Below are 24,393 nucleotides of genomic sequence, written 5' to 3'. Positions count from 1 at the left end.
TCAGAGGATCGCGCCGGGCGTGTACGCCGCGGCCTCCGGGTGCTCCCCGGCGACCTTCCCGATCCGCTCCACCACCGACGCGACCTGGTCCGCGGCGGCACCGGTGAACGACAGCTTGTCGGCCATCAGCGCGTCGAGTTGCGCACGGTCCAGCGGGATACGGGAGTCGGCGGCCAGCTTGTCGAGGAGTTCGTTGCGCTCCACGCCCTGCTCGCGCATGGCCAGCGCCGACGCCACCGCGTTCTCCTTGATCGCCTCGTGCGCCTCCTCGCGGCCCACCCCGGCCCGCACCGCGCCCATCAGTACCTTGGTGGTGGCGAGGAACGGCAGGTAACGGTCCAGCTCACGGGCGACGACGGCGGGGAAGGCACCGAACTCGTCGAGCACCGTCAAGAACGTCTCCAGCAGACCGTCCAGCGCGAAGAACGCGTCGGGCAGCGCCACCCGGCGGACCACGGAGCAGGACACATCGCCCTCGTTCCACTGGTCGCCCGACAGCTCACCGGTCATGGAGGCGTAGCCGCGCAGGATCACCATCAGACCGTTGACGCGCTCGCAGGAGCGGGTGTTCATCTTGTGCGGCATCGCCGACGAGCCGACCTGACCGGGCTTGAAGCCCTCGGTCACCAGCTCGTGACCGGCCATCAGCCGGATCGTCTTGGCGAGCGAGGACGGCGCGGCGGCGAGCTGCACCAGCGAGGTGACGACGTCGTAGTCGAGCGAGCGCGGGTAGACCTGGCCGACGGAGGTGAAGGCGCGGCCGAAGCCCAGGTGGGCGGCGATCCGCTGCTCCAGCTCGGCGAGCTTGGCGGCGTCCCCGCCCAGCAGGTCGAGCATGTCCTGCGCGGTGCCGACCGGGCCCTTGATGCCGCGCAGCGGGTAGCGCGCCAGCAGCTCCTCCAGCCGCCCGTACGCCACCAGCAGCTCGTCCGCCGCGGTCGCGAACCGCTTGCCGAGGGTGGTGGCCTGCGCCGCGACGTTGTGCGAGCGCCCGGCCATGACCAGCTCGGCGTGCTGGGCGGCGAGCGACCCGAGACGGGCCAGCACGGCCACCGTGCGGTCGCGCATCAGCTCCAGCGACAGCCGCACCTGCAGCTGCTCGACGTTCTCCGTCAGGTCGCGGGAGGTCATCCCCTTGTGGACCTGCTCGTGCCCGGCGAGGGCGTTGAACTCCTCGATCCGGGCCTTGACGTCGTGCCGGGTGACCTTCTCGCGCTCCGCGATGGAGGCGAGGTCGACGGTGTCGAGGGCCCGCTCGTAGTCCGCCAACGCCTCGTCCGGGACCTCCACGCCCAGGTCCTTCTGCGCGCGCAGAACGGCGAGCCACAGCTTCCGCTCCAGCTTGACCTTGTACTCGGGGGACCACAGCACGGCCAGCTCGGTGGAGGCGTAGCGGCCGGCCAGGACATTGGGGATGCGGGGCTTCGCAGTCACAGCAGTCACATGGCCAGAGTCTACTGTCGCTTTCCGCAGGCCGGCGCCCCGGTCCCGGCTGTACGTTCCTCCAGGTCCGCCGCCGGTGGCCGCCGGCCGCTCAGCCGTCGTACGGCAGCAGCGCGGGCCGCTTGGCGGGGCGGCCGTCCCCGGAGGAGCGGCCGGTCAGCCGACGGCTGATCCACGGCACCAGATGCTCACGCGCGAACCGCGCATCCGCCGAGCGGCGCGCCCGCCAGCCCGGCGCCACCGCGGGCGGCAGCGGGGCGTCCCAGTCGCTCTCCGCGCCGAACCCCAGTGTCTGCCAGACGGCCTCCGCCACCCGCCGGTGGCCCTCGGCGTTGAGGTGCAGCCGGTCGTCGGCCCACATCCGCGGATCGGCCAGCGCCCGGGACGCGTACAGATCGACGACGAGCGCGCCGTGCCGGGCGGCGACCGCGTCGATGTGCGCGTACAGCTCCTCCATCCGCGGCCGGAAGCGCTCCAGGACCGGGCCCTGACGGCCGGGGCTGCGCATCAGCACCGGCTGCCCGCCGCCCCTGGCGAGGACCGCCGCCGCGGCGGAGAACCGTTCGCACACCTGTGCCACATCGCATGTGGGCCGCAGTACGTCGTTGAGCCCGCCGACCATCGTCACCAGATCGGCGCCCATCGCCGCCGCGGGCCCGGCCTGATCGTCGGCGATCTGCCCGATGAGCTTGCCGCGGACGGCCAGGTTGGCGTAGCGGAAGCCGGGCGTACGGGCGGCGAGGCGGGCCGCGAGCAGATCGGCCCAGCCGCGGTAGGAGCCGTCCGGCAGGCCGTCCGACATTCCCTCGGTGAAGCTGTCGCCGACCGCGACAAAACTGGTGTAATGGGCATTCATCTCCATGGCGCGGCGATCCTATCCCGCGGTGTACCGTCACCTACCGACCGGTGTGCACAACGAACGAGGAGGGCGGGTCCGCGATGACGCCTCGCCGCGGCGCGGGCGGCGCCACGCCGACCTTCACGGAGAGCGCCCGCAAGCAGCAGCTGATCGACTGCACGATCGAGCTGATCGCGACCCGCGGCTACCCGGCGACCTCGCTCGCCGCCATCGCGGAGCGCGCGGGCCTGTCCAAGGCGGCCGTTCTCTACCACTTCTCCTCCAAGGACAACCTCACCCGCGCCACGCTCACCCAGGTCCTGGAGGCGTTCGCCGCGTACGTCACCGAGCAGGTGGCGAAGGAGAGCGATCCGCGGGACGCGGTGCTCGCCTACGTCCGGGCGATGGTCGGCTACCAGCAGGCCCACCGCAGCCACGTCCGCGTGATCACCGAGATGCTGCTCGACGACGAGGGCGGCACCCGGCTCAAGACACCCGGCTCGCACGACGCCCACGGCCGCTGGCAGTTCCTGGCCGCGCTGCTCGCCGCCGGTCAGGACGCCGGACGGTTGCGGCGGTGCGACACCCGGACCGTCGCGCTCGCCATCGGCGGCGCCATCGACGGCGTGATCGCCCACTGGCTGGCCCACCCCGACCTCGATCTGGACGCGGCCACCGCCGAGCTGGAGACGTTCACGCGGTACGCGATCGAGCCCCGGGACTGAACGGGATGCGGGCCGCCGGGCCCGCACCGCCCGGCCCGCATCCGCCCGCCCCCGTGCGTCCTCGGCCCGGGGCGCGGCCGGACCCCGTACGGCCCGCGCCCCGGACCGCTCATCCCCGCCGGGCGAACGGCGGGGCGTGTTCCGGGCGGATCCCGATGGCGCCCAGATAGCCGGTGACCGTCCGCAGCGGCGGCACCCGGCGCAGCAGTCGCAGCATCGGCGGCAGACGGTGCGCGTCGAGGGTGCCGTCGAGGGCGGCGGTGATCAGCCCGTGCTCGGTGTGCTGGGCCTTCTGCGCGACGGTCAGCGGCAGCCGCCGACGGCGCTGGACGCGCGCCAGGTCGCGGACGGAGAGGGTGCCCGCGCGCAGCGGACCGGCGAGGATCCGGGCGGCCGCGACGGCGTCCTGGAGCGCGAGGTTGACGCCGACGCCGCCCACCGGCGACATGGTGTGCGCCGCGTCCCCGATGCAGAGCAGCCCCGGCCGGTACCAGCGGCGCAGCCGCCCGAAGGTGACCTCCAGCAGCTTGACGTCGTCCCAGGAGCCGATCGTGCCGGTCACCCGCGCGTCCCAGCCGAAGAGTGCGCCGAGCCGGTCGCGCAACCACTGGACGTCGTGGCGCCGCAGCTCGGCGTCGCGGCCCTTGCCGATCAGGTACGACGTCTGGAAGTAGTCGCCGCGGTCCATCGTGACGGCGGCCTGCCCGCCGCCGAAGCAGGCGAAGACCCGGCCGGACGTGACGGCGTCGGCCGGGGCGTCGACCTGTACCTGCCACACGTCCATCGGTACGTCGAACAGTTCCTGGCGCAGCCCGGCGGCGGCCGCCACGGCCGAGCCGCGGCCGTCGCAGGCGACGGTGAGGCCGGCGGTGAGGGTGCCGTCGCGGCCGTCCGCGTCGCGGAGGCGGACGCCGGTCACCCGGCCGCCCTCGGTCAGCAGGCCGGTGACCTCGGTGCACATCCGCAGTTCGAAGGAGGGCTCGGCGGCCGCGGCGCGGGCGAGCAGATCGAGGAAGTCCCACTGCGGCACCATCGCGATGTACGGATGACGGCCGGGCAGGCGCCGCATATCGGCCATCACGACGCTGGTGTCGTCGATCCGGACCCGCATCTCCTCCAGCCGCGGGAACGGGATCTTGGCGAACTCCGCGCCGAGCCCCAGTTCGTCGAGGAGGCGCAGCGTGGAGGGGTGGACGGTGTCGCCGCGGAAATCGCGCAGGAAGTCGGGGTGTTTCTCCAGGACGGTGACCTTCAGCCCCGCCCTGGCCAGCAGCAGGCCGAGCATCATCCCGGCGGGTCCGCCGCCCGCGATGCAGCAGGTGGTGCGTGCCATTTCCGTGCCCCCTCGGTGTCGGCCGCGGTCGTACGCCACGGCGGATCGACCGGCCAGGGCGTACGGCACGCCGTCGGCGCACCAAGCCTGACCGATCGGTCAGTAAACTAACCGATCGGTCAGACGGTGGGTGGTGAGGGGCCCCGTCCGGGCCGTACGGGGGTGTGGTTCGGCCCGGACGGGCTCAGGCCGTCGGCTGTTGCAGGACCAGTTCGCGCAGGACGTCCTCCATCGTCACCAGTCCGGCCAGCGTGCCGCCGTCGCCGATGACCGCCGCCAGATGTGTCCGGGAGCCGCGCATCGCGGTCAGCACATCGTCCAGCGGGGTCGCGGCGCGCACCCGGGCGATCGGCCGCATCGCCGGCACCGGGAACGGCACGTCCCGCGGAATGGCGTCCAGGGCGTCCTTGACGTGCAGATATCCCAGGATCCGGTGGGTGTCGTCGACGACCGGGAAGCGCGAGAACCCGGACGCGGCGGCCAGCCGCTCCAGGCCCTCCGGGGTGATCCCCAGACCGGCCGAGACGACCTTCTCCACCGGCAGCACCACATCGCGCACCGGCCGCCGGCCCAGCTCCAGGGCGTCCCGCAGCCGCTCCTTGGCGCGCTCGTCCAGCAGCCCCGCCGCACGCGAATCGTCGACCATCCGGGCCAGCTGATCGTCCGAGAACGTCGCCGTGACCTCGTCCTTGACCTCGACCCGCAACAGCCGGAGCGCCCCGTTGGCCAGCTTGTTCACCGCGAAGATCACCGGGCGCAGCGCGCGGGTCAGCGCCACCAGCGGTGGCCCCAGCAGCAGCGCGGTGCGCACCGGCTCGGCCAGCGCCACGTTCTTCGGCACCATCTCGCCGAAGAGCATGTGCAGATAGGTCGCGAGCGCCAGCGCGATCACGAACGAGACCGGGTGGACCAGCGCGTCCGGCACGGACACCGCGTCGAAGACCGGCTCCAGCAGATGCGCGATGGCCGGTTCGGCGACCGCGCCCAGCACCAGCGTGCACAGCGTGATGCCGAGCTGGGCGGTGGCCAGCAGCGCCGAGACGTGCTGGAGCCCCCACAGCACGCGGTGCGCGCGGCGGTCGCCCTCGTCGGCGTGCGGCTCGATCTGGCTGCGGCGCACCGAGATCAGCGCGAACTCGGCGCCCACGAAGAACGCGTTGACGACGAGGGTGAGCAGGCCGACGAAGATCTGTAGCACGGTCATCGCGCGGCCTCCCGTCCCGGCTCACCGGGCGGCTCCGCGGCCGGCGCGTGCAGCAGCACCCGCGCGGCGCGTCGCCCGGACGCGTCGAGCACGTCCATGGTCCAGCCCGCCACTTCCAGCGTGTCGCCCTCGGCCGGGATCCGGCCGAGACCGGCGGCGATCACCCCGGCCAGCGTCTCGTACGGGCCCTCGGGCAGCCGCAGTCCGATGCGGGCGAGCTGGTCGGTGCGGGCGGCGCCGTCCGCGTGGTAGAGAACGCGGCCCTCGGGGTCGCTGCCCGCCGCGGCGAGGTCGGGGGTCTCCATCGGGTCGTGCTCGTCACGGACCTCGCCGACCACCTCCTCGACGATGTCCTCCAGGGTGACGACGCCCGCGGTGCCGCCGTACTCGTCGATGACCACGGCCATGGTGCGCTTGCCGGAGAGCCGGTCCAGGAGCTGGTCGACCGGCAGCGTCGCCGGGACCAGCAGCGGTTCGCGCAGCAGCTCGGACACCGGGCGGCGGGTGCGCAGCCCGGCCGGGATGGCCAGCACGTCCTTGATGTGCGCGACGCCGACGACGCTGTCGAGGCCGCCGCGGTAGACGGGGAAGCGGGACAGGCCGGTCGCCCGCGTCGCGTTGGCGACGTCCTCGGCGTTGGCCTGCACGTCCAGGGCGGTGACCTGGACGCGGGGCGTCATGACGTTCTCGGCGGTGAGACCGGGGAGGTTGAGGGTGCGGACGAACAGCTCGGCGGTGTCCGGCTCCAGCGCGCCCTCCTTGGCGGAGTGCCGGGCCAGCGCCACCAGCTCCTGCGGCCCGCGGGCGGAGGCCAGCTCCTCGGCGGGCTCCAGCCCCATCCGGCGCACGGTGCGGTTCGCGGTGGCGTTGAGATGGCCGATGAACGGGGAGAACGCGGCGCTGAACGCCCGCTGCACCCCCGCGACCCGCTTCGCGACGGGCAGCGGGCTGGAGATCGCCCAGTTCTTGGGGACCAGCTCGCCGACGACCATCAGGACGACGGTGGAGAGCGCCGTGCCGAGGATCAGCGCCACGGACTGGGCGGCGGCGTCCGGCAGCCCGGCCGCGTCGAGCGGTCCGGCGAGCAGGGTGGCCAGGGCCGGTTTGGAGAGCATGCCGATGACCAGGCCGGTCACGGTGATGCCCAGCTGGGCGCCGGAGAGCTGGAAGGTCAGGCGGCGGACGGCCTTGAGCGCGCTCTCCGCGCCGCGCTCGCCGCGCTCCACGGCGCGTTCGAGATCGCTGCGCTCGACGGTCGTCAACGAGAACTCGGCCGCGACGAAGACGCCGCAGGCCAGCGTCAGAAGGAGAGCCAGGGCCAGGAGGAGCAGCTCGGTCATCGGGTCACCTCCGTCCCATGATCGAACAGGGTCCGGAGGTTCGCGCTCTGCCGGGAGCAGGCTCGGCAACTGGGAGGTTCGCCCATGGCTGGACGTTCACACACCTTTCGCTGGGGGCGTACGGGGCACCGTGTGCGCCTGCGTACGAGGGAAGAGACCCCACCATGGTAAAGGATCAGCAAAAGGCGGGGCGGTGCGTGCGGTGCGGGGTTATCGGGCACACGTAAGGGGCCGCCTCCCGGGAGGCGGCCCCTTGTGCTGTTCCGTGTGTGCTCGCGCGCCGGTCCCGCTCGCGTCACACGCCGCTGGGCACCGGCCGCGCGGCCGCCTCCGCGCCGCTCGCCGCGGGCTGCCGCGGCGGTGCGCCGGTGCCGCTCCGGCCGGTCGTGCGGTCCGTCGCGTTCATCCCCCGGGTGAGGTGGTGCCGCAGGATCCGCCCGGCGGGCCGGTCGACGAGGCGGTACAGGGCGTAGGCCAGCAGCAGGGCGAAGGCGAGGCCCGCCGCCACGGACGGCAGCAGACCCAGGCCCGGAGCCACCTGGAGCAGCCCCTTGGCCACCGGCACGCCGATGCTCTGGTGCACCAGATAGAACGGATAGGTGAGCGCGCCCGCCGTCACGAGGGCGCGCCACCGTATCCGGGCCAGCGGGCCGAACGCTGCGAGCGCCAGCACGACGAGGAAGAAGGTCAGCAGCGCGGCGCACGCGGCCCAGGAGAGCGCCCCGCCCGCGGCGGGCTTCACGGTGTGCCCGGCCACCCGGTCGTGCAGCACCGTCAGCTCGTAACACCAGGCGAACCCGGCCAGCAGCCACAGCACGATGTTCTGCCCGAAGCGGTGCATCAGGTAGAGCGCGATCCCGGTGACGAACAGGCCCGCGTACTGGCTCAGCACCACCGCGTCGAGCGCCTCGGAGTGCAGTTCGCGGGCGAGCAGCGCCAGGGTCAGCCAGGCGCCGCAGAACGCGATCATGCGGCGGTAGGTGAGCCCGAGGAAGAGCATCAGCGCCATCAACAGGTAGAAGCGCGCCTCCACCCACAGCGTCCAGGCGACACCGTCGATCAGCGTGAGCCCCATCGGCCCCGGCGCCATCGTCAGATTCCCCAGCACCGTCCGCGGATCGATCGGCGTCGCCGCGTCCAGATGCGCCACCCGCGCGGTCAGTACCAGCGCGATGACGAGCAGCACCGCGCACCAGTACGTGGGGAACAGCCGGGACACGCGCGAGACGACGAACTGCGCCGGGGTGCGCCCCCAGCAGCTCATGCAGATCACGAACCCGCTGATCAGGAAGAAGAACTCCACCCCGAGCCAGCCGTAGCGGCTGACCTCGTGCAGCACCGGAACGGTCTCCCGCAGGTCGTACGCGCCCCAGAAGTGCGGGGTGGTCGTGCCCAGGAAGTGGTACGCGGCCACCGCGGCGGCGGCCACCAGCCGCAGCCCGTCGATGGCGGCCAGCCGCGCCCCGCCGCCCGAGGCCGGGGGGGCGCCGCCCGTCCGGTCCGCCGCGGACGCGCGCCCCTTCCGGGCGGGAAGTAGCGAAGTGCCCCTGAGCACGGTGGTCCTCCAGAACGAGTCGAACGCCCCGCCGGTCGACGGGAAAGCCGACTATATAACGCGTGTATACGCGCAATGTATATACGGAGGGGATAGGGGAGTTCGGTGGGTCAACCAGCGGGCGTGGGAGGCGAGTTGAGGGGGGAACACGGAACGGGGGCTTCCCGCCGGACCTGGACGGCCCGGCGGGAAGCCCCCGCGGCTCGCTGTACGGCGCCGGGCGCCTCACCCCTCCACGGGCAGCGGTTTCACCCAGCGGCGCCAGTGGTCCTCGCGGTGGTAGCCCGCGGCGGCCCAGGTGCGGTGCGCCGGTTCGTTGGCCTCCAGGACCATCGCGTCGACCCGGCGGCCACCCAATGCGCGAAACCGTGCCTGCGCCGCGTCCATGAGCGCGGTCGCGACGCCCTGCCTGCGGTGGCCGGGGTGGACCGCCAGCCGGTAGGCGGAGCACCGCCAGCCGTCGAACCCGGCGATGACCGTCCCCGCCAGCTCCCCGTCCCGCTCGGCCAGGAGCAGGGACTCGGGGTCGCGGGTCAGCAGAAGGACCATGCCCTCGTGGTCGTCACTGATGCTGGTGCCCTCCGCGGCCGTCCGCCAGAAGCGGAGCACGGCGTCGATGTCGGAGAGGCGGGCACAACGGATACGGAGATGATCACTCATGGCGCCATCCCATCAACGACCCCGCGCGCACGTCGAACCCTTTCGTTGAGGGGATGGCGCCACGATGCGGGCGGCCGCCCGGTACCCGGCGCCGCGGGGCCCGGCGGCACCCGGCCGGACCCGCGGACGCGTCAGCCGCGCCGAACCTCCTCGATCACCGGCGCGAACTCCTCCATGACCGGATCCAGCACGGTGATGTACGAGAACCCGAACCGCTCGCGGCGCTCGCGCAGCTGGTCCGCGATCTCGGCGGACGTCCCGATGAGCACCGTCGGCGCCTGGAGCAACTGCTCCGCGTCGAGCCCCAGGCCCTCCGCCGCCAACTCCCGCGCCGCGGCCCGGCGGTCGTCGGTCACCACCACCCGCTGAACGAGGACGTTCCGCTCGGCCGGATCGGTGCGCCCGGCGGCCTCCTCGTACGTCGCGTAGCGGGCCACCGACGCCGCCACCTCCTCGGCGGACAGCAGCTCCAGCGTGCCCTCGGTGCGCCCGGGGGCCTGCCGGGCGCCGGAGAACGCCGTGATCTGCGCATGCGCGGCGGCCAGTTGCAGCATCCGCGGGCCGTTGCCGCCGATGAGCAGCGGCGGGCCCGGCCGCTGCGCCGGTCGCGGGGCGAACTCCGGGTCGCCCAGCAGCCGGTCCAACTCCTCGACGGTGCGGGTCAGATGGTCGACGCGCTCGCCCGGCGACCCGAAGGGCAACCCCGCCGTCTCGTGCTCGGCGCGGACGTAACCGGTGCCAAGACCGAGCTCCAGCCGCCCGCCGGTGAGCGTGTCGGTGGTGGCCGCCTCGCGGGCGAGCAGCGCGGGGTGGAAGAAACCGGCGTTGAGGACGAACGTGCCGACCCGCGGCCTGGAGGTCACCTCCGCCGCTGTGACCAGCGCCGGGAACGGCGCCGGACGGCCGAGATGGTCCGGTACGAGCAGTACGTCGTAGCCCAGCTCCTCGGCCCGTCGGCACGTCCGGCGCCAGGTCGCGCCGGTGTCGATGGTGAGGATGGCGAGTCCGAAACGGAACGGTCGGGACATGGGACCCCCTTGGCGACGGGTACCCAAGGCCCGGTACCCGTGGGCGCGTTCGGCTGCGTCCGAACGGAGTCATGCAACCACGGGAGCCGGTCGGGGCGGGATGGTCTCGGGGGAGTGCCTGGGTGAGCCCGGTGGCGTCGCTCGGCGTCAGGCGGTGCCATGTGGTGCCGTGTGGTGCCATCTGGCGTCATTGTGTGCCTCCTCTGGCGCGGGGGCGTGTGTGGTGGCGCCGTGAGACGAGTTGAATTTCCTGCGTTCTCGCAGTTCAGGCGGTTGCCTCTGCGTCTGTGCCGCGCGGGTTGTCGCTGGGGCTTGCGCGTGGCGCCATTGTGGCGCCATTATGGCGTCATGGATCTCACCCCGGTCGGTATCCGCGAAGGCGCCGCCGCCTGGATCGACGTCGCCTCCATCTCCGGCCAGGTCCGCAACGCGCTCACCGGCGCCGAAGCCCCGCAGAAGGCGACGGACACCGTCGAGGTCCACGCCCGCACCCGCCACGGCAACATCGACATCCTCCGCGCCCACGCCTGAACACTCGCCCCGCACCCCACCACGTACCGCCTCACGGGCGTATTTGTCATGCCCATATCCCCTCGCGATCGCCCTCACGAAAGGTCACCCCATGTCTCACGCCGACCCCGCCACCCGCGCCCTCCCCACGGAGCGCGACGCCGGTCCCTTCGACCCGCCCCGGGAGATAACCCGGATGCGCGAGGCCCGCCCCGTCAGCCCGCTGCGCTTCCCCGACGGTCACGAGGGCTGGATCGTCACCGGCTACGACGAGGCCCGGCAGCTGCTGGCCGACAGCCGGTTCAGCTCCCGCCAGGACATCGGCATCCTCCATGTGCCGTACGAAACCCCGGGGATGCCCGTGCCGACCGAACCGTCCCCGCAGGTGCCGGGCCTGTTCATCGCCATGGACCCGCCGGACCACACCCGGCTGCGGCGCAAGCTCACCGGCGCGTTCACCGTCAAGCGGATGAGGAGACTCGAAGAGCACATCGCCGACGTCGTCGAACAGCAGCTGGACGCGTTGGCGCGCCTGGCCCCGCCGGTCGACCTGGTCAAGGAGTTCGCGCTGCCGGTGCCCTCGCTGGTGATCTGCGAACTGCTCGGCGTCCCCTACGAGGACCGCGACACCTTCCAGACCAACTCCGCCCGCTTCCTGCTCAAGGAGCAGACGCTCGAAGAGAAGATGGCCGCGTACGGCGCGATGACCGCCTACCTCGCCGAGCTGGTCACCCGTAAGCGCGCCGAACCCGGCGACGACATCCTCTCCGACCTGGCCCGCCACGACGACCTCACCATCGAGGAGTTGACCGGCATCGCCTTCCTGCTGCTGCTCGCGGGCCACGAGACCACCGCCAACATGCTGGGCCTGGGCGCCTTCGCGCTCCTGGAGCACCCCGAGCAGCTGGCCGCGCTGCGCGCCGACCCGGAGCTGACGCCGGGCGCCGTCGAGGAGCTGATGCGCTACCTGTCCGTCGCCGACATGTTCTACCGCTATGCCACGGAGGACATCGCGCTGGGCGGCGAAACCCTCCCCGAGGGCTCGACCGTCGTCGTCTCCCTGCTGGCCGCCAACCGTGACCCCCGCCGCTTCGACGACCCCGACGCCCTGGACATCCGCCGCAACGCCCGCGGCCACCTCTCCTTCGGGCACGGCGTCCACCAGTGCCTCGGCCAGCAACTGGCCCGTATCGAGATGCGCGCCGGGTTCGACGGACTGCTGCGCCGCTTCCCGGACCTCGCCCTCGCCGTCCCCGCCGACGAGGTGCGGTTGCGGACCGACATGAACATCTACGGGGTCCATGCCCTGCCGGTCACGTGGACGGACACGGCCCGGTAGCCCGTCGGCCGCGCACCGGGCCCGCCCCGGGGACCGTTCCGCGCACGGTCCCCGGGGGCGCGCTCAGCTCACCGCGTCCAAGCCGCTCCAGATCTCCCCGGACAGCGCCACCGCGGCGTCCGTCGCGCCCGCCGCGCAGGCGTCGATCAGTGCGTCGTGCCGGGCGGCCGAGGCGCGCGCCGCCGCCCCGGAGAACCGGCGCCGCTCCCACCGGCGCAGCAACGGCGTGTACCGGCGGACCGTCTCGGCGAGCGCGGCGTTGCCGCAGACCTCGACCGGGACGGCGTGCAGCGCGTCGTCCGCGGCGAGCGCCGCCGTGGCGTCCTCGGCGTCCAGCGCGCGGACGAAGTCCTCGTTGGCCGCCCGCATCCGCGCCAGATCGGCGGCGGTCAGCCGCGGCACCGCCTCCCGTACGGCCAGCGCGTGCATCGCCCGCACCACCGCGAGCGCGTCCCGGGTCTCCCGCGCGTCGACCGGCGCGACCCGGGTATAGCTCTGCGGCTTCGACACCACCAGGCGCTCGCCGGTCAGCCGCGCCAGGGCCTGGCGGACCGGCGCGCGGGACAGGCCCAGGCGCGCGGCCAGTTCGGCGTCGTTGAGTTTCTGCCCGGGAGGCAGCTCACCGGAGACGATCGCCTCCAGCAGCGCGTCGTACGCCTCGTCGCGCAGCAGCCTTCTCGGGACCGGTTCCAGTGCGGTCACCCGGCGATCCTAAGGTGCCCGCCCGGGCGGGCCGCGGTGACGGGTGGGGGCGGGCGCCCCGGCCCGCACCGGGTGTCGTACCGTGACCCGACGCCACTGACATTTCAGATGTCAGTCACCTCGGCGCGCGCCCGCCCCGGCGCGACGGCCTCGACACACGGGAGAGACGACTGTGCGGATACGCCCCGGCCGCCCGCGCCGGATGCCGGCCCTCGCCACGCCCATGGGCCTCGGCGTCCTCGCCGCCGCCGGATTCGCCATGAGCTTCGTGCTCAACCGCGGGATGAGCCTGTCCGGCGGCTCGTGGATGTGGACCGCGAGCCTGCGCTACCTCTTCATGGTGGTGCCGATGACCGCCCTGGTCGCGGTGCGCGGCGGCCTGCCCGCCGTGCTGCGCAGCCTGCGCACCCGCCCCGCCCGGTGGCTCCTGTGGTCGACGGTCGGCTTCGGCCTCTTCTACGCGCCGCTCGCCTGGGCGTCCGAGGCGGGCGCCGGGTGGCTGGTCGCCTCGACCTGGCAGCTGGTCATCGTCGCGGGCATCGCCATCGGCGCGCTGGGCGGCGCCCGCGTCCCGCTGCGTACCGTCCTGGTCTCCGTGCTGATCGTCGTCGGCGTTGTTCTGACCCAGCTGGAACACGTCGGTGATACGGGCGCGTCCGCCGCGTTCACGGTGGTGGTGCCGGTGCTGATCGGGGCCGTCGCCTACCCGCTCGGCAACCGCATGCTGCTCGGCACGGACGGGCTCGACGGCGTCCAGCGCACCCTGGCGATGACGCTCGGCTCGCTGCCGCTGTGGCTGGTGCTGGCGGCCACCGCGGGCGTCACCGTGGGGCCGCCGTCCGGCGGGCAGGTGGTGCAGTGCGTGATCGTCGCGCTGGCCTCCGGCGTCCTCGCCACGACGCTCTTCTTCCGCGCGACGGACCTCGTCCGCGCTCAGCCGGCGGCGCTCGGGGCGGTCGAGGCGACGCAGGCGGCCGAGGTGCCGTTCACGCTGCTCGGCGAGGCGCTGCTGCTCGGGGTCGCGGCGCCCGCGGCGTCCGGCTGGCTCGGGCTCGCCCTGATCCTCGCGGGCCTGTGCGTGCACGCCCTCGGTCACGGGCCCGGCGACGGGAACGCCCCGCGGACCGTGGCCGCCGGGGGCCCGACGACCACGCGGGACGCGGCGGACGCCCCGCTCGCCCCGAACGGCTGTGGCACCCGTGGCCCCTGAGCCGCGCCGGGGCGTGTGCCGCGGGCCGGGGCGGGGCACACGGCTCCGGTTGCCGGGGCCGCCGACCGCTTGCCGGTGCTAGCGGATGCGCGCTAGCGTGGAGAGGTGGCGAAAACACAGTTGAACGTCCGCGTGGACGAAGCCACCGCCGAAGCGGCCCGGGAGCGCGCCCTGCAGCGGGGAGTGAGCGTGAATCGCTATATCGAGGAACTCGTCCTCCGGGACGCCGGGGAGGTCGGCCAGACCTTCGTCGAGGCGGCCTCCGACTTCATGAAGCAGTACGAGCGCGTCTTCGCCGAGGAATTCGGGCGCGGTGCGGCGGGGCCCGCCGCGCGCGGCGCGGCCGGCGGCAGGGAAGGGCACCCGGGCAAGAAGTGACCCTGCGCATCGACCTCGCCTGGCTCCTCCTCGTCGCCGAACAGCACACCCCGGGCGACCCCGCGATCACCGACTGGGGCGCCCTCGTCGCCGCCGTCAGCCGCCACGAAGCGGAGATCATCGGCGTCCCCGTCTACACCGACCCGCAGGACCGCGCCGCGGCCCTCCTCCAGATCCTGCTGCGGGTACCGGCGCTGGAGCGGTCCAACGCCCTGTTCGCGACGGCCGTGGCCTACGGCTACCTCGTCGCCAGCGGCCTCAAGATCGCGACCTCGCCCGAGCGCGTCCGTGACCTCGCCCGCCTCGTCAAGGACGACACCACCGAACTGGCCGCCATCGCCGACGAACTGCGCAGTTGGACGGTCTGACGCACCGCCGGGCCCGCCCCGGCCCCGTACGCACCCCTCGACCGGATACCCGTGCGAACGAATCGCGCCACGCCCCCTGGAATGGCCCGTCGGCCCCGCGCGCGGCCGGACACGGTGGCACACGGCACCGGCAGCATCCCGTACGGGAGACACCGACCGCCTTCGGCCCGGCTTCGGCCGCCCCCGCTCCGTACGCAGCACTGAAGGACGCATGCCCCAGCACTCCGCGCCGTCGGCACCCCCGCCCCCCTCCGAGACGACGGCCGCGGATCCCGCGCCGCCCGACGCCGCCGCGGACCGTTACGCCCGCAAGGCCGTCGTCGCCTCCGCCGTCGGCTACGGCCTCGAAGGCTTCGACCTCCTCATCCTCAGCTTCGCGCTCTCCGCCGTCACCGCCGGACTGCATCTGACGTCCACCCAGGCCGGATCGCTGACCACGCTCACCCTCATCGGGTGCGTCGCCGGCGGCCTGCTCTTCGGGATGCTCTCCGACCGCCTCGGCCGGATCCGGGTGCTGTCCTGGTCGATCGTGCTCTTCGCCGTCTTCACCGGCGCCACCGCCCTCGCCCAGGACTTCCCGCAGCTCGCCGCCTTCCGCTTCCTCGCCGGGATGGGCATTGGCGGCGAGTTCGGCATCGGCATGGCGCTCGCCGCCGAGGCGTTCCCCAGCCGCAAACGCGCCCGCGGCACCTCCTACGTCGGCCTCGGCTGGCAGGCGGGCGTTCTCACCGCCGCCCTCGTCTCCGCGCCAGTCATCAACGCCTGGGGCTGGCGCGCCCTCTTCGCCCTCGGCGTGGTGCCCGCCCTCGCCGCGTTCCTCTTCCGCCGCACCATGCGGGAACCGGCCGCGTTCACCGCCTCCACCGATCGCGCCCGCCCGGCCACCACACCGCTGCGCAGCCTCGTCGACACCCCCGCCGCGCGCCGCGCCACCCTCGGCGTCCTCGTTCTGACCTCCGTCCAGAACTTCGGCTACTACGGCCTGATGACCTGGCTGCCCAGCTACCTCTCCCAGCAGTTCGGCTACAGCCTCACCAAGTCCGGCGCCTGGACCGCCGTCACCGTCCTCGGCATGGCCTGCGGCATCCTCGCCTTCGGCCACCTCGCCGACCGCATCGGCCGCCGCCCCACCTTCTGGCTCTTCCAGACCGGCGCGGTCCTCACCGTCCTCGCCTACGCCACCCTCACCACGCCCGTCGCGCTGCTCATCGGCGGCGCCGTCATGGGCGCGTTCGTCAACGGCATGACCGGCGGCTACGGCGCGCTCATCGCCGAGCTGTACCCGACGCACGCCCGCGCCACCGCGCAGAACGTGCTGTTCAACCTCGGCCGCGGCGTCGGCGGCTTCGCCCCGCTCGTCGTCGCGCTGGTCGCCGGGAGCTTCGGTTTCCAGAAGGCCATCGGCCTGCTGGCGGTCCTCTACGTCCTGGACATGGCGGCGATGTTCCTCATCCCCGAACGCAAGGGCGCCGCCCTGGACTGACCCCCGCCACGGTGATGATCTCGGGGCTCGCCGCACCGAACGGGGAGCGGTCCCAGTCGCCGTACCGCTCCTCGACGGCGAGCCCCGCACCGGCCAGGAACTCGCCGAGGGCGTCCGCGGGCAGGAAGCGCAGGGTGCTGTCCGCCCGCACGGGGCGCGGCAGACCGGGCTCGGTGAGGGTGGTGGTGAAGCGGACCAACTGGCCGTCCACGGGCTGCCGCACCCGGTGCGCGATCCGGGCCCGCGCGCCGTCAGGCCCGGTCACCTCCACCGCGTGCGCGGGGGTCCACCGCTCGCACGCCCGCGCCGCCGGATTCCGCGTCTCGCACGCGAACCGGCCGCCGGGGGCCAGCGCCCGGCTGCCGTGGGAGTACGGGCGTGCGCCGGGCCCCGCCCGCCCTCACCCCGGCAAGCGAAACGCCCCCGACCCCCCGAGCGCGGGCGCCAGCCACCCCGGGGCCGCGGAGCGGAACGCGCCCGGCGGCAGGCTCCCGGCGCCCTCCGGTACCAGCCCGAGCAGTGGCGCGTCCGCGGCCGCGGGCAGGTCGTCGAGGTTGCAGCGGGAGGCCAGGTCGGGTTCGGCGGGCCAGCTGCCGATCACCGTGCCCGCGCAGCGCAGGCCGTGGGTGCGCAGGGCCAGTGCGGTCAGCGCGGTCGCGTTGAGCGTGCCGAGACCGGCCTCCGTCACCACGAGCACCGGCGCGTCCGCCAGCCGCGCCGCGTCCGCGAGGGTGCCGCCGACCGCGTCGAACCGGACCAGCAGCCCGCCCGCGCCCTCGACCAGTACCAGATCGTGCGAGGCCGCCAGCTTCTCCGCGGCGTCGGCGACCTCCTGCGGCCCGACCGGCGCCAGACCCGCCCGCGCGGCCGCCGTCGCCGGGGCCAACGGCTCGGGGAACCGTGCCAGTTCCGCCGCCGTCACCGCACCCGCCAGCCGCGCCACCTCCGCCGCGTCGCCCGGCTCGTCCGCCCCGACGCCGGTCTGCGCGGGCTTGAGCACGGCCACCGAACGCCCGCCCGCGAGCGCCGCCGCCGCGAGCGCCGCCGTCGTCACGGTCTTGCCGATCCCGGTGCCCGTACCCGTCACGAACAGCACCGTCATGGTGTCTCCTTCAGCCTTGTCGTACGTGCCTGTCGTCCGCGAGGGAACGCGAGATCACGCGCGGGAACGCGGGGAAAAGCTCTGGAAAAAGGGGCCGAGGCCCCGGGCGTCCCGGGAAGGCCCCGGGACGCCCGCGCCGGTCAGCCCTCCCGGGCGGCCGCGCACACCGCGGCGCAGATCCGGGCCACGTCGTCGTCGCCGGTGACGTACGGCGGCATCGTGTAGACGAGGTCCCGGAACGGGCGCAGCCAGACGCCCTCGCGGACCGCCGCCGCCGTCGCCGCGGCCAGGTCCACCTCGTGATCGAGCTGGACCACGCCGATCGCGCCCAGCACCCGGACGTCCCGCACCCCGGGAAGGTCCCGGGCCGCCGCCAGGCCCGTCCGCAGTCCGGACTCGATGCGGCGCACCTCGCCCGCCCAGTCCTGCGACAGCAGCAGATCGACGCTGGCACCGGCGACCGCGGTGGCCAGCGGATTGCCCATGAACGTCGGGCCGTGCGCCAGCACCGGCACCTCGCCGCGCGAGATACCCGCCGCCACCTCCGCCGTGCACAGCGTCGCCGCCAGCGTCAGGTAACCGCCGGTCAGCGCCTTGCCCAGACACATCACATCCGGGGCGACCCCGGCGTGCCCGGCGGCGAAGAGCGAGCCCGTACGGCCGAAACCGGTGGCGATCTCGTCGAGGACCAGCAGCACGCCGTGGGCGTCGCACGCCTCGCGCAGCACCCGCAGATAGCCGGGGGAGTGGAACGCCATCCCGCCCGCGCCCTGCACCACCGGCTCCACGATCACCGCGGCCAGCTCGTCGGCGTGACGGCCGATCAGCTCCCGCAGATGCGCCGCGTACGCCTCGTCGACCGGGGCGTCGAAGCCCGGCGGCGGCGCGTCCGCGAAGATCTGCCGCGGCAGGACGCCCTGCCACAGCTCGTGCATCCCGCCCTCGGGGTCGCACACCGACATCGGATGCCAGGTGTCACCGTGGTAGCCGCCGCGCCAGGTCAGCAGCCGCTGCTTGCGCGGGCGGCCCACCGAGCGCCAGTACTGCAGACACATCTTGACGGCGACCTCGACCGCCACCGAACCGGAGTCGGCGAGGAAGACATGGCGCAGCGGCTCGGGCGTGACGGCGACCAGCCGTTCGGCCAGCCGCACGGCGGGCTCGTGGGTGAGCCCGCCGAACATCACATGGCTCATCCGCCCCAGCTGCTCGTGCGCCGCCTCGTCCAGCACCGGGTGCCGGTAGCCGTGCACCGCCGACCACCACGACGCCATCCCGTCGACCAGCTCACGGTGCCCGCCCGCCGGTTCGGCCAGCCGCAGCCGCACCCCGGCCGCCGACTCGACGACCAGCGGTGCCGCGCGGCCGGGCATCGGACCGTACGGATGCCAGACGTGCTGCCGGTCGAGGGCGAGCAGGTCGGCCGGGGGAAGCGGCTCAGGCATTGGGCGGCAGCTCCGTGCCCGCGCCCCGGCGGCGCACCGACACCAGGCCCCGCCGGACCTCGTCGGAGGGGGCGCCATCGGACGAGGCGGCCTGTTCGGGGACCTCGCCGGAGCTGTGGCAGCCGCCCGCCTCCGCGTCGCCGCAGCCACCGTCGCCGCAGACGCCGCCCTGGACGCGGTGGCCGGGCAGCGTCGTGGTGTCGGTGCCCTCCACCTCGAAACCGGCGTCCGCGATCATCGCCAGATCGTCCTTGCCCGCCTGCCCCTCGCTGGTCAGATAGTCGCCCAGGAACAGGGAGTTGACGAGGTGCAGCGCCAGCGGCTGCATGCTGCGCAGATGCACCTCCCGCCCACCGGCCAGCCGCACCTCGACGTCCGGGCAGACGAACCGCGTCATCGCCAGGATCCGCAGCGCCCGCTGCGGCGTGAGGTTCCACTCCTTCGCCAGCGGCGTCCCCTCGAACGGGATCAGGAAGTTCACCGGCACCGAGTCCGGGTCCAGCTCCCGCAGCGCGAACACCACGTCGACCAGGTCCGCGTCGCTCTCGCCCATCCCGGCGATCAGCCCGGAACACGCCGACATCCCGGCCGCCTGCGCCTGCCGCACGGTCTCCACCCGGTCCCCGAAGTCATGGGTGGTGCAGATGTCGCCGTACGTCGCCTCCGAGGTGTTGAGGTTGTGGTTGTAGGCGTCCGCACCGGCCTCCCGCAGCCGACCGGCCTGACCATCCGTCAGCAATCCGAGGCAGGCGCACACCTCGACGCCCTCGTTCTGCTCCTTGATGGCGGAGATGGTCTCCGAGACCCGCTCGACGTCCCGGTCGGTCGGACCGCGCCCGCTGGCCACCAGGCACACCCGCTTCGCGCCCCCGGCCACCCCGGCGGCCGCGGCCCGCGACGCGTCTTCCGGCTTCAGCCAGGTGTACTTGAGGATCTCCGCCTTCGACCCGAGCCGCTGCGAGCAGTACGAGCAGTCCTCGGGGCAGAGCCCGGACTTGAGGTTGACGAGGTAGTTGAGCTTCACCCGTCGGCCGAACCACTGACGGCGCACCTTCCCGGCCGCGGCCACGACGTCGAGCAGGTCGTCATCGGACGTCGCCAGTACGGCGAGTGCCTCTTCGCGGGTCGGCAGCTCGCGCCGCAGCCCCTTCTCCACCAACGTGTTCAGCAGCTCCATGGCGATGATCCTGACGTACGCCGGTGCCCCGGGCCAAGGAGGATTCCCACAACGCGCCCGGATCGGGGTGTGTGTATCACCACACCCTGGGGCGGTGGAACGACCGCTAACGTCTATCAGCAGTCCACAATCACCAACGACCTCGCCCGCGACGCCGCCGACCCTCGCGGGCGGGGCCGCACAGGGAATCGAAGGAAGCCGATGCCAGCGGATCCCGCCCTGCCGCCACCCCGTGACGCCCCCTCCGCCGACGCCGCCCCGCCGGATCCCGGCGTGGCGTTCGGCTGGCTCGACACGGCCCACGACGCGCGGCTGCACGCGGGTCTGCGCCGCGCCCTGCGCCCGCGCTCCGCCTCCTGCGAACTGCTGGACCTGGCGAGCAACGACTACCTCGGACTCGCCCGCCACCCGCTGGTCACCCGCGCCGCGGCACAGGCCGCGCACCGCTGGGGCGCCGGGGCCACCGGCTCCCGGCTGGTCACCGGCTCCATCGAACTCCACGCCACGCTGGAGGCCGAACTCGCCGCGTTCTGCGGCTTCGAGGCGGCCCTCGTCCTCTCCTCCGGGTACGCCGCCAACCTCGCCGCCGTCACCGCCCTCACCGGACCCGGCGCCCTCGTCGTCTCCGACGCCGGCAACCACGCCTCCCTCATCGACGGCTGCCGCCTCTCCCGGGCCCGCAAGGCCGTCGTCGCGCACGCCGACCCCGCCGCCGTGGACGCCGCGCTCTCCGCGCACGGCGGCCGGGCGCTCACCGTCACCGACGGGGTGTTCTCCGTCGACGGTGACGCCGCGCCGCTGCCCGCCCTCGCCGCCGCCTGCCGTCGCCATGGCGCGGGTCTCCTCGTCGACGACGCCCACGGGCTCGGGGTGCTCGGCGACGGCGGGCGCGGCGCCGTCGCCGCCGCCGGGCTCGCCGGGGCGCCGGACACCGTCGCCACCGTGACGCTGTCGAAATCCCTCGGCTCCCAGGGCGGCGCGGTCCTCGGCCCGGCCCGGGTCATCGAGCATCTGGTCAACACCGCGCGGACGTTCATCTTCGACACCGGGCTCGCCCCGGCGGCGGCCGGCGGCGCCCTCGGCGCGCTGCGGCTGCTGCGCCGCGAACCGGAGCGCGCGGCCCGCACCGGCGAGGCCGCCGCCGCCCTCTACCACCGGCTGACCGCCGCCGGGCTGGCCGCGGTCCGGCCGGACGCCGCCGTCGTCGCGGTCCGCGCCCCGTCGCCGGATGCCGCCGTCCGCTGGGCGGCCGACTGCCGCGCCGCCGGCCTCCTCGTCGGCTGCTTCCGCCCGCCGTCCGTGCCCGACGGCGTCTCCCGGCTGCGTCTGACGGCCCGCGCCGATCTGACGGACGCCCATCTCCACACGGCGGTACGGATCCTGACGGCGACCGCGCCGCGCGGATGAGCCTTCGGGCGGCGGGGCGCACCGGACGGTGCGTGCGCCGGAGCCGCCGGTAGCGGCCGGAGGGCCGCCGGGGGCGCCCGAACCGCTCTCGCGTCGTACGATTCACCGCTTCGAGCGAGAGATATGGGCATTTCGTGGTGGATCGCGGGGCGTACCGGCAGCATGGACCGCCGGTCCGCACCCCGGCGTGCGTGGCCGACTCGGTGACCGAGCGGCGTCCCGCCTCCCGCCCGTGCGCCGGATCCGACCCCCGGTGGGAAAAAGGATGGCACCGCGATGGCAGATCACCAGGAATCCACCCTCACCCTCCCCGGCGCGCCGGAGTCGGTCGCGACCGCGCGCAGGCACGTTTCCGCGGTGCTCGGCGCCTGGGGCCTGGACCCGGCCGCGCCGTTCACCGACGCGGTCCGGCTGATCGTCTCCGAGCTGGCCACCAACGCCGTCCGGCACACCGGCGACACCTCCCCGTACTTCACCGTCGCGCTGCGGCTCGACCGCGACGAGACGCTGACCGCGGGCGTCACCGACCGCGACCCCCGGCCGCCCCGGCGGCTCCCCGCCGAGCTGTGCCGGGACGGCGGCCGCGGCCTGCTGATCGTCGGTCTGCTGGCCGCCGAGTCCGGGGGAGAGGTGGCGACCGTGCCGGACCCGGGCGGCGGCAAGACCGTCCGGGTCCGGCTGCCGTGGCCGTCCGCCGGGCGGTGACCCGCGGCCCCCGCCGCTCAGCCGACCCGGCCGTACGACACCGCGCCGGTCCAGATCTTCTCCAGGCGGACGACGGTGCCGGTGCGCGGGGCGTGCCAGATGCGGCTGTGACCGGCGTAGATCCCGACGTGGTAGACGCCCTGGCCGCCGTGGAAGAAGACCAGGTCACCGGCCTTGCGGGCGGCGGCGCGGATGTGGCGCGTGCGGTTGTACTGCGCGGAGGTGGTGCGTGGCAGGCTCCGTCCGGCGCGCTTGAAGGCGTACTGCGTCAGCCCCGAGCAGTCGAAACGGTGCGGCCCCCGGGCGCCGTACTGGTAGGGCGCGCCCTTCTTGGACGCGGCGATCCGTACCGCCGTGGCGGAGACGGGGCTGGCGTCGGCGCCCGGGGGGAGCGTGACGGTCGCGCCGACGGTGGCGAGTGTGAGAGCGGAGATGGTTCCGGCCCGGGCGACCGCGGCCGGCATGTGCATGCGCACAGTCATGCGCAAACCCTTCGTCAGCCGCCTGCGAAGGAAGACCTGTCGGGTTCGGGCAGGCGAAGTTGCCCGGCCGTGCGTACGGCTTCACCCCAAGGGGCCCGTCGGCCTGACGGCCGTGGCCCCGTCGTGCTCGGGTCCTCCGCTCCTGCCGATGCGTCCGCGTCGACCTGACATCCGGGACGGCGGCAGGATTCGGCGTCCGTCCGGACCGCCCCGCCGCTGTGGCGGGGGCTTGTCGTCGAGGGGATCGTCACGCATCGGGCGGGCGAATTCCGCGCTGAAATGACGAAGTGTGACATTGATCACAAGTGCGTCAAGTGGTGCTTTCGGGGCGTCCGGTGCCGGGCGCCCGGTCCGCCCGCGCGCCCCGGACCAGCGGGAAAGCGGTCCCGCGCCGCGCTCTCCGCCCTGGCGCCCTGCAACATGACGTCCCCGTGAGAGCCGGGAACGGGCTGGTCCGTACGGGCGAGCCCGGTCGGGCGAGGGGTGTCGGGCGCGGACGCGGCCGGACCGGCGGCGCGCGGCGGTCGGCCACCGTCGTGGCATGCCGCGGCCCGGCCGCCGGGAGGGGCGGCCGGGCCGCGGGAGCCGACCGGGTGAGGTCAGGCCGGTAGCGCGCGAGCGCGGGAGGTCAGGAGCTCAGCTCCCAGACCGCTTGGGCGATGGCGTCGGTGTGGTTGTCCAGCGCCGTGTCGTCGATGTTCTTCGAGGTGTCGCAGGACTCGTGGTAGCAGGCGTCGAACGCCTTGCCCGCCTCGCCACCCCACGCCTTGGCCTGCGCGTCGGTCTTGATGTAGTCGGCGCCGGAGAACAGCCCGCCGACCGGGACCCCGGCGTCCTTGAACGGTGCGTGGTCGGAGCGGCCGTCGCCCTCGGTCTCCTTCTCGGTGGCGATGTCCTTGGACGCGAACCAGTCCTTGAACACCTTCTCCAGCCGCGCGTCGTCGTCGTAGACGAAGTAGCCGGGGTTGGGGGAGCCGATCATGTCGAAGTTCAGATACGAATCGAGCTTCGCGGTGTCGGCGCCGAGCGAGTCGACGTAGTGGGAGGAGCCGATCATGCCGTCCTCCTCGTCGCCCCACCAGCCGAACCGCAGGTGCTTGGTGGGCTTGAGGTCCGCCTTGGCGACCGCGAGCGCGACCTCCAGGATCCCGGCGGAACCGGACCCGTTGTCGTTGATGCCGGGGCCCGCGGGGACGGAGTCGAGGTGGGCGCCGGACATCACGGTCTTGCTCTCGTCGCCGCCCGGCCAGTCGGCGATGAGGTTGTACCCCTTCGCGCCGCCGCTGTTGAACTCCTGGACCTGCGTGGTGAACCCGGCGGCGTCCAGCTTGCCCTTCACATAGTCGATCGACGCCTGGTACCCGGCGGTGCCGTGGGCGCGGGTGCCGTTGTTGGCGTCGGCTATGGACTGGAACTTGGCGAGGTCGGCCTTGATGTCGGCCACCGGGATGTCGGGCGCGGCGGTCGGCGCGGTCGCCTGGGCGCTGGCCGCGACGCCGAGCAGGCCGACGACGGCGGCGCAGGCGCCGGTGGCGAGGGTGAGGCGGCGGGTACGGGCGGTGCGAGTCACGGTGTGGCTCCGATGCTGGTGTGGGGGGTGGTGCGGAGCGTTTTGACGCGCACATGAGGATCGTGAGCGATCTCCGCCCCGTCAAGAGCGGATACCGGACAGTGGTGTTCGTCGAGCGCTGGATGGCCCGGATTGCCCGGAGCGTGCAATTCGCGGCACCCGGGGTGTCGTGCCCGATCGGTCCGGCCGGCGTTCCGGGATGTGGAATTCGCCGCCGCATTACGGCTGTCGGGAATTTCCGGATCGGGAAATCCGGAAGGGGAATTCGGTCGCCACTCGGTAACTCCCGGTAAGGAAGGTGCCGACTCTCCAGTGATGAGAAGGGTTCCTCAGGTGGGCAGTCGTGTAACGCCGAGGAAATGTGCCCGAACTCACCGCTGCGCGAGGGG

General features: G+C 73.6%; 24 protein-coding genes and 1 riboswitch. Of the genes, 9 read left to right on the top strand and 15 right to left on the bottom strand.

Annotated features, from left to right (window positions below; genetic code table 11):
* Positions 1-1,434 (bottom strand): adenylosuccinate lyase, encoded by a 1,434-nt coding sequence (gene purB / locus OG422_RS00955; RefSeq protein WP_143940434.1) that lies wholly within the window; start codon positions 1,432-1,434, stop codon positions 1-3.
* 100 nt (positions 1,435-1,534) lie between these two features.
* Complete coding sequence (locus OG422_RS00950; protein WP_405738529.1) at positions 1,535-2,305, bottom strand: SGNH/GDSL hydrolase family protein; 771 nt, start codon at positions 2,303-2,305, stop codon at positions 1,535-1,537.
* A 77-nt stretch (positions 2,306-2,382) separates the two neighbouring features.
* Here OG422_RS00950 and OG422_RS00945 point away from each other — a divergent pair, with 77 nt between their 5' ends.
* Entirely contained in the window at positions 2,383-3,006 is a 624-nt protein-coding gene (locus OG422_RS00945) for a TetR/AcrR family transcriptional regulator (RefSeq protein WP_405738527.1), read from the top strand.
* Between the two features lie 109 nt (positions 3,007-3,115).
* On the opposite strand, the gene OG422_RS00940 is transcribed toward OG422_RS00945, so the two are convergent.
* The 6 genes from OG422_RS00940 to OG422_RS00915 form a co-directional block, all read right to left on the bottom strand.
* The gene (locus OG422_RS00940; RefSeq protein ID WP_405738524.1) at positions 3,116-4,339 is read right to left on the bottom strand and encodes an FAD-dependent oxidoreductase; all 1,224 of its coding nucleotides are present in this window, start codon (positions 4,337-4,339) and stop codon (positions 3,116-3,118) included.
* 184 nt (positions 4,340-4,523) lie between these two features.
* Positions 4,524-5,543: a hemolysin family protein gene (locus OG422_RS00935; protein ID WP_143940427.1), complete on the bottom strand. Its 1,020-nt coding sequence runs from the start codon at positions 5,541-5,543 to the stop codon at positions 4,524-4,526.
* Positions 5,540-6,883, bottom strand: a complete 1,344-nt coding sequence (locus OG422_RS00930; RefSeq protein ID WP_143940426.1) for a hemolysin family protein — start codon at positions 6,881-6,883, stop codon at positions 5,540-5,542. Before OG422_RS00930 ends, OG422_RS00935 begins: the two co-directional genes overlap by 4 nt.
* A gap of 295 nt (positions 6,884-7,178) precedes the next feature.
* Positions 7,179-8,438, bottom strand: a complete 1,260-nt coding sequence (locus tag OG422_RS00925) for an acyltransferase family protein (protein ID WP_405738520.1) — start codon at positions 8,436-8,438, stop codon at positions 7,179-7,181.
* 225 nt (positions 8,439-8,663) lie between these two features.
* On the bottom strand, positions 8,664-9,098 hold the full coding sequence (locus tag OG422_RS00920; RefSeq protein WP_143940424.1) for a GNAT family N-acetyltransferase: 435 nt from the start codon (positions 9,096-9,098) through the stop codon (positions 8,664-8,666).
* Between the two features lie 131 nt (positions 9,099-9,229).
* On the bottom strand, positions 9,230-10,126 hold the full coding sequence (locus tag OG422_RS00915) for a TIGR03621 family F420-dependent LLM class oxidoreductase (protein ID WP_405738517.1): 897 nt from the start codon (positions 10,124-10,126) through the stop codon (positions 9,230-9,232).
* A 348-nt stretch (positions 10,127-10,474) separates the two neighbouring features.
* Here OG422_RS00915 and OG422_RS00910 point away from each other — a divergent pair, with 348 nt between their 5' ends.
* Positions 10,475-10,657, top strand: coding sequence for a hypothetical protein (locus OG422_RS00910; RefSeq protein WP_405748074.1), 183 nt, complete (start codon positions 10,475-10,477; stop codon positions 10,655-10,657).
* Between the two features lie 91 nt (positions 10,658-10,748).
* On the top strand, positions 10,749-11,975 hold the full coding sequence (locus OG422_RS00905; protein ID WP_405738514.1) for a cytochrome P450: 1,227 nt from the start codon (positions 10,749-10,751) through the stop codon (positions 11,973-11,975).
* A 63-nt stretch (positions 11,976-12,038) separates the two neighbouring features.
* On the opposite strand, the gene OG422_RS00900 is transcribed toward OG422_RS00905, so the two are convergent.
* The gene (locus tag OG422_RS00900) at positions 12,039-12,677 is read right to left on the bottom strand and encodes a GntR family transcriptional regulator (RefSeq protein WP_143940420.1); all 639 of its coding nucleotides are present in this window, start codon (positions 12,675-12,677) and stop codon (positions 12,039-12,041) included.
* Positions 12,678-12,849: 172 nt separating this feature from the next.
* Here OG422_RS00900 and OG422_RS00895 point away from each other — a divergent pair, with 172 nt between their 5' ends.
* The 4 genes from OG422_RS00895 to OG422_RS00880 all read left to right on the top strand — a co-directional run bounded on the left by OG422_RS00895 (position 12,850) and on the right by OG422_RS00880 (position 16,116).
* Positions 12,850-13,887, top strand: a complete 1,038-nt coding sequence (locus tag OG422_RS00895; protein WP_405738511.1) for a multidrug resistance efflux transporter family protein — start codon at positions 12,850-12,852, stop codon at positions 13,885-13,887.
* A gap of 105 nt (positions 13,888-13,992) precedes the next feature.
* Positions 13,993-14,265 carry a hypothetical protein gene (locus OG422_RS00890; RefSeq protein ID WP_405738509.1) on the top strand — a complete coding sequence of 91 codons (273 nt, stop codon included), beginning with the start codon at positions 13,993-13,995 and terminating at the stop codon, positions 14,263-14,265.
* Entirely contained in the window at positions 14,262-14,633 is a 372-nt protein-coding gene (locus tag OG422_RS00885; protein WP_143940418.1) for a fic family toxin-antitoxin system, toxin component, read from the top strand. The genes OG422_RS00890 and OG422_RS00885 overlap by 4 nt, the downstream gene beginning before the upstream one ends.
* A 211-nt stretch (positions 14,634-14,844) precedes the next feature.
* Positions 14,845-16,116, top strand: coding sequence for an MFS transporter (locus tag OG422_RS00880; protein WP_143940417.1), 1,272 nt, complete (start codon positions 14,845-14,847; stop codon positions 16,114-16,116).
* Here the strand turns inward: OG422_RS00880 and OG422_RS00875 are convergent.
* From OG422_RS00875 to bioB, 4 genes are all read right to left on the bottom strand, one after another.
* Positions 16,082-16,381 carry a hypothetical protein gene (locus OG422_RS00875; RefSeq protein WP_405738505.1) on the bottom strand — a complete coding sequence of 100 codons (300 nt, stop codon included), beginning with the start codon at positions 16,379-16,381 and terminating at the stop codon, positions 16,082-16,084. The two genes, OG422_RS00880 and OG422_RS00875, sit on opposite strands and share 35 nt — an antisense overlap.
* Before the next feature lie 135 nt (positions 16,382-16,516).
* Positions 16,517-17,218: a dethiobiotin synthase gene (gene bioD, locus OG422_RS00870; RefSeq protein WP_143940415.1), complete on the bottom strand. Its 702-nt coding sequence runs from the start codon at positions 17,216-17,218 to the stop codon at positions 16,517-16,519.
* Between the two features lie 140 nt (positions 17,219-17,358).
* Complete coding sequence (locus tag OG422_RS00865) at positions 17,359-18,663, bottom strand: adenosylmethionine--8-amino-7-oxononanoate transaminase (protein ID WP_405738501.1); 1,305 nt, start codon at positions 18,661-18,663, stop codon at positions 17,359-17,361.
* Positions 18,656-19,840, bottom strand: a complete 1,185-nt coding sequence (gene bioB / locus OG422_RS00860) for a biotin synthase BioB (RefSeq protein ID WP_143940413.1) — start codon at positions 19,838-19,840, stop codon at positions 18,656-18,658. Before bioB ends, OG422_RS00865 begins: the two co-directional genes overlap by 8 nt.
* Positions 19,841-20,041: 201 nt before the next feature.
* On the opposite strand from bioB, the gene OG422_RS00855 reads away from it, so the two are divergent.
* Entirely contained in the window at positions 20,042-21,247 is a 1,206-nt protein-coding gene (locus OG422_RS00855) for an 8-amino-7-oxononanoate synthase (protein WP_405738497.1), read from the top strand.
* 276 nt (positions 21,248-21,523) lie between these two features.
* Positions 21,524-21,952, top strand: a complete 429-nt coding sequence (locus OG422_RS00850) for an ATP-binding protein (protein WP_405738494.1) — start codon at positions 21,524-21,526, stop codon at positions 21,950-21,952.
* 17 nt (positions 21,953-21,969) lie between these two features.
* On the opposite strand, the gene OG422_RS00845 is transcribed toward OG422_RS00850, so the two are convergent.
* Both OG422_RS00845 and OG422_RS00840 read right to left on the bottom strand, forming a co-directional pair.
* Entirely contained in the window at positions 21,970-22,434 is a 465-nt protein-coding gene (locus tag OG422_RS00845; RefSeq protein ID WP_405738491.1) for a C40 family peptidase, read from the bottom strand.
* Positions 22,435-22,438: 4 nt separating this feature from the next.
* A riboswitch (cyclic di-AMP (ydaO/yuaA leader) is annotated at positions 22,439-22,639 on the bottom strand.
* A 423-nt stretch (positions 22,640-23,062) separates the two neighbouring features.
* Positions 23,063-24,004: a M28 family metallopeptidase gene (locus OG422_RS00840; protein ID WP_143940409.1), complete on the bottom strand. Its 942-nt coding sequence runs from the start codon at positions 24,002-24,004 to the stop codon at positions 23,063-23,065.
* Positions 24,005-24,393 lie beyond the last annotated feature (389 nt).

Origin of the sequence: Streptomyces sp. NBC_01525 (assembly GCF_045040405.1) — a bacterium.
GTDB lineage: Bacteria > Actinomycetota > Actinomycetes > Streptomycetales > Streptomycetaceae > Streptomyces > Streptomyces benahoarensis.
Note: the sequence above shows the minus strand (reverse complement) of the source record. Positions and strands in the feature narration are given on the sequence as shown.

What these genes read in the sequence shown, in the direction of transcription:
- OG422_RS00950 (WP_405738529.1), bottom strand. Translation starts at nt 2,305, where the DNA reads ATGGAGATGAATGCCCATTACACCAGTTTTGTCGCGGTCGGCGACAGC.
- OG422_RS00945 (WP_405738527.1), top strand. Translation starts at nt 2,383, where the DNA reads ATGACGCCTCGCCGCGGCGCGGGCGGCGCCACGCCGACCTTCACGGAG.
- OG422_RS00940 (WP_405738524.1), bottom strand. Translation starts at nt 4,339, where the DNA reads ATGGCACGCACCACCTGCTGCATCGCGGGCGGCGGACCCGCCGGGATG.
- OG422_RS00935 (WP_143940427.1), bottom strand. Translation starts at nt 5,543, where the DNA reads ATGACCGTGCTACAGATCTTCGTCGGCCTGCTCACCCTCGTCGTCAAC.
- OG422_RS00930 (WP_143940426.1), bottom strand. Translation starts at nt 6,883, where the DNA reads ATGACCGAGCTGCTCCTCCTGGCCCTGGCTCTCCTTCTGACGCTGGCC.
- OG422_RS00920 (WP_143940424.1), bottom strand. Translation starts at nt 9,098, where the DNA reads ATGAGTGATCATCTCCGTATCCGTTGTGCCCGCCTCTCCGACATCGAC.
- OG422_RS00915 (WP_405738517.1), bottom strand. Translation starts at nt 10,126, where the DNA reads ATGTCCCGACCGTTCCGTTTCGGACTCGCCATCCTCACCATCGACACC.
- OG422_RS00910 (WP_405748074.1), top strand. Translation starts at nt 10,475, where the DNA reads ATGGATCTCACCCCGGTCGGTATCCGCGAAGGCGCCGCCGCCTGGATC.
- OG422_RS00905 (WP_405738514.1), top strand. Translation starts at nt 10,749, where the DNA reads ATGTCTCACGCCGACCCCGCCACCCGCGCCCTCCCCACGGAGCGCGAC.
- OG422_RS00880 (WP_143940417.1), top strand. Translation starts at nt 14,845, where the DNA reads ATGCCCCAGCACTCCGCGCCGTCGGCACCCCCGCCCCCCTCCGAGACG.
- bioD (WP_143940415.1), bottom strand. Translation starts at nt 17,218, where the DNA reads ATGACGGTGCTGTTCGTGACGGGTACGGGCACCGGGATCGGCAAGACC.
- OG422_RS00865 (WP_405738501.1), bottom strand. Translation starts at nt 18,663, where the DNA reads ATGCCTGAGCCGCTTCCCCCGGCCGACCTGCTCGCCCTCGACCGGCAG.
- bioB (WP_143940413.1), bottom strand. Translation starts at nt 19,840, where the DNA reads ATGGAGCTGCTGAACACGTTGGTGGAGAAGGGGCTGCGGCGCGAGCTG.
- OG422_RS00855 (WP_405738497.1), top strand. Translation starts at nt 20,042, where the DNA reads ATGCCAGCGGATCCCGCCCTGCCGCCACCCCGTGACGCCCCCTCCGCC.
- OG422_RS00850 (WP_405738494.1), top strand. Translation starts at nt 21,524, where the DNA reads ATGGCAGATCACCAGGAATCCACCCTCACCCTCCCCGGCGCGCCGGAG.
- OG422_RS00845 (WP_405738491.1), bottom strand. Translation starts at nt 22,434, where the DNA reads ATGACTGTGCGCATGCACATGCCGGCCGCGGTCGCCCGGGCCGGAACC.